8 protein-coding genes are annotated in these 8,803 nt (G+C 40.7%); all 8 read right to left on the bottom strand.

Annotation, left to right across the window (positions count from 1 at the left end):
* Nucleotides 1-135 precede the first annotated feature (135 nt).
* Nucleotides 136-1,332, bottom strand: coding sequence for a type III-B CRISPR module-associated Cmr3 family protein (locus ACM0OZ_RS21570; protein ID WP_414584865.1), 1,197 nt, complete (start codon nt 1,330-1,332; stop codon nt 136-138).
* The gene (locus tag ACM0OZ_RS21575) at nt 1,311-3,152 is read right to left on the bottom strand and encodes a Cas10/Cmr2 second palm domain-containing protein (RefSeq protein ID WP_414584866.1); all 1,842 of its coding nucleotides are present in this window, start codon (nt 3,150-3,152) and stop codon (nt 1,311-1,313) included. Before ACM0OZ_RS21575 ends, ACM0OZ_RS21570 begins: the two co-directional genes overlap by 22 nt.
* 337 nt (nt 3,153-3,489) lie before the next feature.
* Nucleotides 3,490-4,485: a CRISPR-associated protein Csx3 gene (locus tag ACM0OZ_RS21580; protein ID WP_414584867.1), complete on the bottom strand. Its 996-nt coding sequence runs from the start codon at nt 4,483-4,485 to the stop codon at nt 3,490-3,492.
* 178 nt (nt 4,486-4,663) lie between these two features.
* The gene (locus ACM0OZ_RS21585; protein ID WP_414584868.1) at nt 4,664-6,016 is read right to left on the bottom strand and encodes a HesA/MoeB/ThiF family protein; all 1,353 of its coding nucleotides are present in this window, start codon (nt 6,014-6,016) and stop codon (nt 4,664-4,666) included.
* Nucleotides 6,017-6,063: 47 nt separating this feature from the next.
* On the bottom strand, nt 6,064-6,549 hold the full coding sequence (locus ACM0OZ_RS21590; RefSeq protein WP_414584869.1) for a hypothetical protein: 486 nt from the start codon (nt 6,547-6,549) through the stop codon (nt 6,064-6,066).
* 105 nt (nt 6,550-6,654) lie between these two features.
* Entirely contained in the window at nt 6,655-6,852 is a 198-nt protein-coding gene (locus ACM0OZ_RS21595) for a hypothetical protein (protein WP_414584870.1), read from the bottom strand.
* A gap of 447 nt (nt 6,853-7,299) precedes the next feature.
* Nucleotides 7,300-7,746, bottom strand: coding sequence for a hypothetical protein (locus ACM0OZ_RS21600; protein WP_414584871.1), 447 nt, complete (start codon nt 7,744-7,746; stop codon nt 7,300-7,302).
* A gap of 67 nt (nt 7,747-7,813) precedes the next feature.
* Nucleotides 7,814-8,365, bottom strand: coding sequence for an NYN domain-containing protein (locus ACM0OZ_RS21605; RefSeq protein ID WP_414584872.1), 552 nt, complete (start codon nt 8,363-8,365; stop codon nt 7,814-7,816).
* Nucleotides 8,366-8,803: the final 438 nt, after the last annotated feature.

Raw genomic sequence — 8,803 nt, forward strand, 5'->3', positions numbered from 1 at the left:
CCAGTTAACAATTCAAAATTCAAAATTCAAAGTTCAAAATTAAAGACAGTTTGAGTTGGGGATTTAAACCCTAACTCAAACTGATGCTACGTGTAGACGTAGGGGTCTTAAACCCTTGAATGTACGATAAAGTTGTTAAGCCTCTCCCCGTGTCGGGGAGAGGTTTGGAGAGGGGTCAATTGCACTGGGTAAAGGTAGTGCTAGTCCGCATCCCCAACGCTTCAAAGAAGGACCTTCTTGGGGAAACCATTTATCATCCCAATTTTGCCAAGATTGATTTATTGGTTCTTTCAATACGTAAACAGTACCCGCAGGAACCGCATAACGTCCGCGAGACAATAATTTAGGCGGTTTTTTACGTTGTTCGCGTTCATTAGAAACCGGTTGAGAATCTCCCAAGCGGTAACGAAAGGGTATGGGACGTTCTGTGATTAAAGCTTCTAGCGACCAAACTATTTTCTCGTTGCTTTCTGGGTTTTCTTGTTCGTATTTTTGCTTATTACCTTTTTCCAAATAAACAGGTTCTCGTTTAGATAAGCGATTGGAACCCCAAACCCCAGGTGTAATTAATGCAAAACTGCGTCCCACAGGTTGGTTGAGTAAATCTTGGACAATCTGGGACAAGTCAATGCACTTAACATCGACCATGTGTCCTTCTCCTCCAAAGCGATACCAAGCATCTTTGAGTTTGGTATTAGAGAGATATACTAAACAAGCATCAGGATTTAACTGCACAGCATTTTCTAAAAATAAACTACCACGCTCTAAATCTTCATCAACTCTGCGTTCATCTTCTTTAAATCGGGGGTGTAGGTGTGGAGTATATTTCCAAGGAGGAGTAGCTAGTGGAATGTTTTGAGATTCTTCTTGTTGTCTAAATGCAATCTTTTCCCACTGCTGAATCGCAATCCAAGTTCCCTTATCGAATTTATCAACAACAGATGGTTGCCACTTTCCTTCAGTTTCTCTGCTATCTTTGTACCATGTTAACAAGTCTTTAATGACAAGATTTTTTACCAAGCAATTGAAGGGCGTGGGAACATAAAAGTTCTGTGGGTTTTCACTCCAAGCCCAAAATGGACCTGCAAGTTGTAATTTCTCTAGGTAATTCATATCGCCTTTGTAGTATGCTGCAAATAACCCGGATATTGCCGCAGCACTTGGAGGAAAACTACTTCCCGAACGTCCGACCAAATTTTTTGGTGAGAGGAATTTACCTGCGCTACCGTAAAGAAAACCTAAAGGTTCGATGACTATCAAATATTGGAATGGAGGACGAGAAGAATTGTCTGATGATGTAGAATCTTTTTCTACTGTTTCTGCTGTTGACATAGGTGAAATCCCACTTTCGCAAGGTTAATAATCCAATCGTTTATAGCTTTGTTGACTTTGGTTTGATTCAACTCACCAATCTCAGTTTGATCTGTGGTGTAAGGAAGGCGATCGCCCAAAATTCCTGTTTCGATGAGTCGCTTATCAGCATCGTACTCATTCCACCAATTCTTTGGTTTCAGTTTGTCTATCTGCGTTGGAAAATATATCTCGAACAAAGCTAAAGCAATATTTATACTGTTATCCTCAAAGGCGTGACGCGATTCTAGAACTGCGACATCATTATATATATGCGTCCAATTTTGTTTTGCTTTACTCTCGTTTTTGTCCCGATGCTCCCAAGGGGAGCCGCCCAAGGGGCGATCGCGATAACTCGACAGCAAACCAGCTTCTAAAAGCCACCAGGGACACACCCACTCTAAGTGATTACCGTTATTAAATAAAATGCGGAAAGCAATCCTATCTCTTCCATTGCTTTTGGCTGATTTCTCAGCCTCGCGACAATGTTGTAATACATCGCGTTGCGGAATATCGGGTGAAGCCCAAACAAAACCAACGCTGACAGTAATTTTCTTTTTTTCCTCTGGCTTGACTTTGCCCTCGTTCCAAGTATCGGCTTTAAATTTAGAGAAAAATTTCACACAATCGACGGCATCTTTTCTGTTATAAAACACACCTAAAAAATCATCGCCACCTGCGTAAACAACACGCCAATTCGCAATTGTTTTACTTTCGGGTAATTTTTTAAAGTAATCACCCCATTCCCTCATCTCGGTACTAAACTTTTCAATTTCCTCAGCTTCTTCATCTTTATTTGCAAAACTTTTCAGGTATTCACCAGCTTTATCACCATCTCCCTGAAACCAACCACTCCAGAATTTTTCTTGTTTTATTTGTTCACCAGTACGCTTATTCTTATTAAGTCGGCTTAAGTCGGTGAAGCTAGTGGGTTTTAGGTCTTCTGAGAGCTTATTTACTTGCTGGGCAAAGTTTTTAAGAATTACCCCATTATTTCCATAATAATTTTTCAGTCGTTCAGTTAATCTGTCAGCAATTGCTTTATGGGTAATTAGTCGCTTGATTAATTCCGGAATACTTAATTCTTCATCTGGATCGATAAAAGACTCCCCATACTCTTTGCTACGTTCGCTCATTTTATCGTCAGGAACTTTTAACCCAACTGACTTTATGAATGATTCCCCTAATTTCTTGCTGAGTGCTTCGTAGAAATCCCTGACCTCTTTTTTTTCTTGCTGGTAATTATAGTTGCGAGGATCGGAAATTTTACCAAGTCCGGGGTAGGCGATCGCATCCGCACCAGAAAGAGTAGAACTCTCACCTTGCCAATTTATCCCAGTCCAATCACGCCAGCGTTTTTTCTCATTCAGCTTTTCCCTAACATCACTTATACTCTGATTTGCTTCCCCTTGAACCCAGAAAAATTCCCATGCATATTTTGTCCACAAACCCCAACTTCTTTTCCAAGATGTATATTCCCATTCACCTTTAACATTCTCCTCAACCCACTCACGACAACTTTCCGTAACGCATCTCCAAGCGGTATCAAAGGCTGATTTTGCATCTTTTTCTGGGAAATCACCATCAATAATAATCTGGTTGGGCATTCCCTGAGTCATATTTGGTAAAGCTGGAGAAACGACTTTACAACCATGCTTTTCCGCCGCATTACAAATTACCCAAGATAAGTAAGACAGTAGATAAGAACTCCCATACAAATCTCGCAACTTCCGCGATTTCTCGATAAATCCCTGCACAGGAGCAAAAGTAATGACTGTGTAAATTTTATTAGTCGTATTCAATCAAAAATAGCTCCCTTTTCGTTACTGGATTTTTTATACAGCAGTTTTCTATTGAGTAGAACACAGGTTGGTTGTAGGGGCACAGCAAAGCTTCGTGCCCTTACCATCGCTCTTTGTGGTATGTGGAAATGAAAAGCGCTGTCAGCATAGTAAAATTTGTCATACTGACTTTCTAGATTCTGCAAATCTTCTTGCCATCTCAAACCATTTCATAGCAAGCATCAGGTCGAAAAGTAAAATGGCATACTAGTAAATGCTACCATACAATTAGTTATTTTTATTACATAAATACGAATACGCCACTTTAGGGATTCTTTCAGGTTTAACGATAAAAACCTTAACATTTCGTCAAATGAATCAACACCTTAGCCAGTGCTTTTATCATTGGACGAGTAGATAAATCCTCTCCCCGTTCTAAGCGATGAACGCTACCCGTGAGTAATGGTGCGATTTTTAGCAGTTCGTTGGTGTTCTCCTTCCACTCGTCAGCGAAAATAACCTCGTCTTGAGTTGCATATAACTGACTGTGAATCTTTGCAACAATTTTGAGATTTAATTTTTGACAAAAACCTTCCCACTCTGCAAACTTGCTTGTATCCCCTGCAAGGATAACTGCGTGAGATGCTGGCTGCATGATTGTCTCATTCTCTGGAGAGGTTTTACCGCCAACATCAACAATGTTAATTAATTGATTCGCACTTTTGACCCATTTAGCCGCTTCTTGTGCAAATTCTGGGGTAACATCTGCTTTATTGTTTCGCTTGCAGTCTTTGGCTACTGGCTGATTATTTTCACAAGCTTGTTGATGCCAAGACCCTTCACCATCAGGACAAGCGGTAATTACATAAGGATAAGGTGCGCCTAAAGTAAGCAAAATCGCTCTTTTTAAACCATCCCGCAAACATGATTTGCCTGATTGTGGTGGTCCACACAAGACGACTTTAATAATATTACGCTCTTGTTGCTTTTCTTCGGTTTCAATCACATCTCCCACTTTGTATGATGAACCGTGAGAAACGGTTACTATGTAGTTTTTATATCTTAATGAGCCAGTCGGCGTACTGATTTTACTCCCCAATTTAGGGTCGAGAACAGCAACGACTTCGTATAAATGACCGAGCTTATGGGCAATAATATAACTGACAGCAACAGATTGCGGCCCGTCAATTAAAATACGCTTACCTCCAGTAATTTCCCCAGAATCCATCATTTGGTTTAATAATTCCAGGGTATCTTTGGCAATGCGATCGCCCTGTGCAGGTAAAGTTCGATTAAACCCTACTCGCAATACCTCACCTTCTAGCGTCATCTGGTAGCTATACATATTCTGCATTGACTGTGTTCCTCTAGCAACAGCTTTAATATGGCATGGCAGTGGAAAAGGCGTTTTCCAGTTTGGTTGTCATACCAGGTTCGGGCACTCTCGTTCCCAGGCTCCAGCCTGGGAATGCAATTCTAGAGGCTCCGCCTCCATTCACTCATGAGGTGCAAGATCTGAGACAACCTTCTACTCAAGCACAAAAATAACAACCATCACTCCGCAAATACTCAATATTCGTCTTACGCCAATCACTACCGGGAAACTCATAAATCCAGTCAACACCGGAATCTACATTCAAAAAACCGCTCACCATCCCGTGAATCACACCAACACCCGTACTCGCACAGATACTGTTGAGCCAAAATACCGCTGGATCATTCACACCTTCTAAATAACCCGCACCCGCAGCTAGTTGATGAATATCAGAAGGTGCAGACTCTAAAGCCGCCCGTTGCAGATTGATAATATTACCGCACATCAAACACCAACCACCCCCCAGAGGAGGAACAGTAACTCTGCAATACATTCGCGGTGTGTTGTCTGGTTTCACATCTATGTGAGTACCCAGACACACCAAAGGACGCATATATTCCAACGCTAACTCTTGAGCAACTTTTCGAGAAAGGTGATTGTCAGTCGCCACCACAATTAAATCGCAAGTTGCTATTTCTTGTTTAGCTAATTCACTTTCAATTGAGGTTGGTATGGCTTTCACACAAGAACCTTCACGGTAAATTCTTTTGATAATATGCTTGACATAATGCACTTTATGCCATTGTTGCTCTACCATTTCTTGTGTAGCACCAGGCATCCGGTTGAGATTAACTGTTTCCAATTTATCATGGTCGATTAATACCCAATTCTTCACACCCAAACGCCCCAATAATTCCGCAACAACTGAACCAATACCACCACAACCAATTAATGCCACTTTGAGCTTATTAAGTTGCTTTTGATTCGCTTCCCCAAAGATTTTTTGCCGAGCAAACATCAAATCATAGTTCAAGTCAATATGATTCATCACATCTCTATTTTCCGACACTTCAAACAATGAATGACAGAATTTTACATTTTCAAAATTCCGTCCTTTTCTATCCCACATCCGGAATTGACAAGATTGTAAATCCTCGTCAAAGACACCCGAAATCAAGCGAGGTTTTTTGGGAAAACCAGACGCGATAAACCGCGCATATTCCGACTCATAGCGGTCATCAATATAGGAAAAATCAGGCAGACTTCGACCCGCATGAGTATGAATGTGAACGACATCTAAACCTTCCAGAAGATGATTTTCCAGTAGATATGAATGAAAATGCTGTTTCAATACCAATCCACTTGTAGATTGATGTTCGTAGCAGTCAGAAGAAGGAACAACCCAAGTTTTAGGAATATACCGGATTTTGTGTTTTAAAACTTGATGACGCTGACAAAATAAAAAACCAATGACTTCTTCATTAAACATCCGAGACTTGAGCATCGAATACCGAAACTCAGACCACATTTTTGGTGGTATATGCAGAGAAATTTCAGCAGATTTCTTCATGTTTTTGAATTTTGAATTTTGAATTTGGAATTGAACCGTAGCGAGGGTCAATCCTCACTATTAATCGCGTAACGTGCAGTTACAAACAAAGTCGCAAGATTATGACCTTTCTCAGCATTATGACTAGGTCTCCAAGAATTCAACCATACATCATGATTAAATCCTCCCCCCAATCCCACACAATACCAATACCATCCTTCTTCACTTAGGAACGGCGCACCATAATAACTTTGCCTGGTAAAGTGATGGTCTCCCTCTCCCACCGTATTCCACGGGTAATTTAGATAGCAACCAATAGGAGGAAGTCGCGGATAATCTGGTGGTAACAAAAACAAAACATCTGTGTTAGAAACCGTGAATTTTTTGGAAGACAAAGGCATTCCCTTGATAAGAATAGCCGTATATTTTATATCGCCAACTGTCTTGCTACCAACAATGACATTCTTAGCGACTTTTTCTAACAGTTTGAGTTCTTCTATAATTCTCGTACTCGGCTTCAACCCGGATTTATCTTGGCTAATTGTCACTGCCATACTTCACCTCAAAATATTTTACAATTCAACAGTTATCAGTTATCACTTATCAGTTCAAGAAAGCTGCTTATTTTGATAACTGTTCACTGTTTACTGTTCACTGCATTACCCTTTCACAATTTTGGGCACAGTCCAAACCTTTGAACCTTCTTTGAGCGCTTCATTATTTTTTAGAGGACGAGTACCGCTAAAACCCTCCTCCATCACATCATCCTGACCAATTTCCGGCAATTTTTTTCTTAATTCTTCAACAGTTGTACCTTCTGGTAAATCTACCAGTTTGCCATTAACAATTGCTCTCATTTCATTTCCTCACTGTCTTCTAATTCTTAACCATGTTCGCGTCGCGTTAGCGATTCTGTACCCGAAGGAAACCCAAAACAGAAGCAACTAGCACATTCAATCCGTAGGGTGTGTGACGCTACGACAAAACTTTGTACACAGATTAAAAACTTGTAGCGTCACCCACCATTTTTGATATGTGACATATGCGTAAGTCTTAACTCATTTCTAGATTACTGTTCAACAGGTCGCGCTTCGGAGTCCCCCACCATACGTACTCGTTGGTCAGGGAAGAATGCCGCGCTGTTGTTTGGGGATTGGGGACTGGCGACTGGGAAAATACCCTAAAATTTGGGAGGGCTTCATAGGGTTTCCCAGCCTGCTGAGGTACAAATTTATCTGCGTCCATCAGCTACAGGCTGCGGTTAATTATTTTTCCTGTACCTTACGAATCTGCGAATCGCTATATTACCCCTTCCATAATTTTTCGTTTAATATACCACTACCCCAATCCCTGATCCCTAATCCCCAGTCCCTTTTACTGAATTCTATAGATTCCGCGTGTTTTTGAGGTTGATTGTTGTCATATTCAGGTTGATAATTCATGTAAAACATAAACGACAAGCCTACCAAACCTATAACACTGCTAATCTTAAGAAACAACAACTGTTTAGCTTGCTTTAATGCCACCTCCTCCAACAAGCCAATTCTTTTATCAAGCTTTTGCAAATAGGATTTTGCACTATTTACCTCCTGGTATACCTTTTGCAAATATTGTGTGTAGTCTTGCTTGCTAATAGCAGTCACCTGAGATTCTAAAGAATCGCAACGTAGAATTATTTTTTCAGTCCTTTGTGTCAGTTCCTCTAACTGATTTCGTTCTTGATTAATTAACTTGCCATTCACTGTCTTCATGAATAACTCCCTTCTTTTAAAGTTTGTAGGGTATGGAGCGCGAGAGTACGACACCCTAGCCAATTCATCAATCAAAGACATTAGAACTACCAATGCGGTGATAATTTTGGCTAGTATCATGCTGGTCAAATTTATCAAACACCTCAGTTAAATCCACCACACTATTAGCCGCATTTTTTAACTCACTTCCTAGAGATTGTTCAACAGAAGCGACCTCAACCCGCATTCCCCTTCTTCTCAGTTTTTCTGCTAAATAAGCAAAATCAGAATCTCCTGTCACCAAAACAACAATATCTGGCTTAACTTCTAAAGCCAATTCAATCGCATCCATCGCCATCACAACATCAACATTATTTTCGTATTCTTCTCCCTTAGCTTTACCTTCTTTAGTCACAACTAAAAAACCATTACTTCTTGCCCAGTAAATAAATTTTTCTTTGCTTTTTCGCTGTTCCTCAAATCTTTCTTTAGCAGGGGGTAAACCAAGATAAATCACCATATCTATCAGTTCTCTCCCCTCTTTTGGATCTGCTAAATAGTCCCGCACTTTATGCCAATTTATTTTGCGATTAAAATTTTGTGCTGCCATAAAGGTGTTATCGCCATCTGCAAGAATCATGACTCGACGAGGATTTACCATACACTCTCACCATTTCTTTTGGGTTTGTGTTTTCTTATTTATGATTAAAACTCATGGGTGGAATATGCTCTTTCCTTTACTTAGATTCCCGACTTCGCCAAAGTTGTCAGGAATCTCTCATTCTCTCGTTCCTCTCGTTCCTATGCTGTGCATCCTCTCGTTCCTATGCTCTGCATCCTCTCGTTCCTATGCTGTGCATAGGAATGCCTAAAAGGAGGCTCTGCCTCCCAATGATTATATTGAGGCTCTGCCTCAAGTTATGCATTCCTTGCCAGAGACAAGGAACGAGAAAAGTTGTCAGGAATCTCTCATTCTCTCGTTCCTCTCGTTCCTCTGCTGTGCATCCTCTCGTTCCTATGCTCTGCATAGGAATGCCTAAAAGGAGGCTCTGCCTCCCAATGATTATATTGAGGCTCT

Origin of the sequence: Scytonema sp. PCC 10023 (genome assembly GCF_963920835.1) — a bacterium.
Classification (GTDB): Bacteria; Cyanobacteriota; Cyanobacteriia; order Cyanobacteriales; family Nostocaceae; genus Kalymmatonema.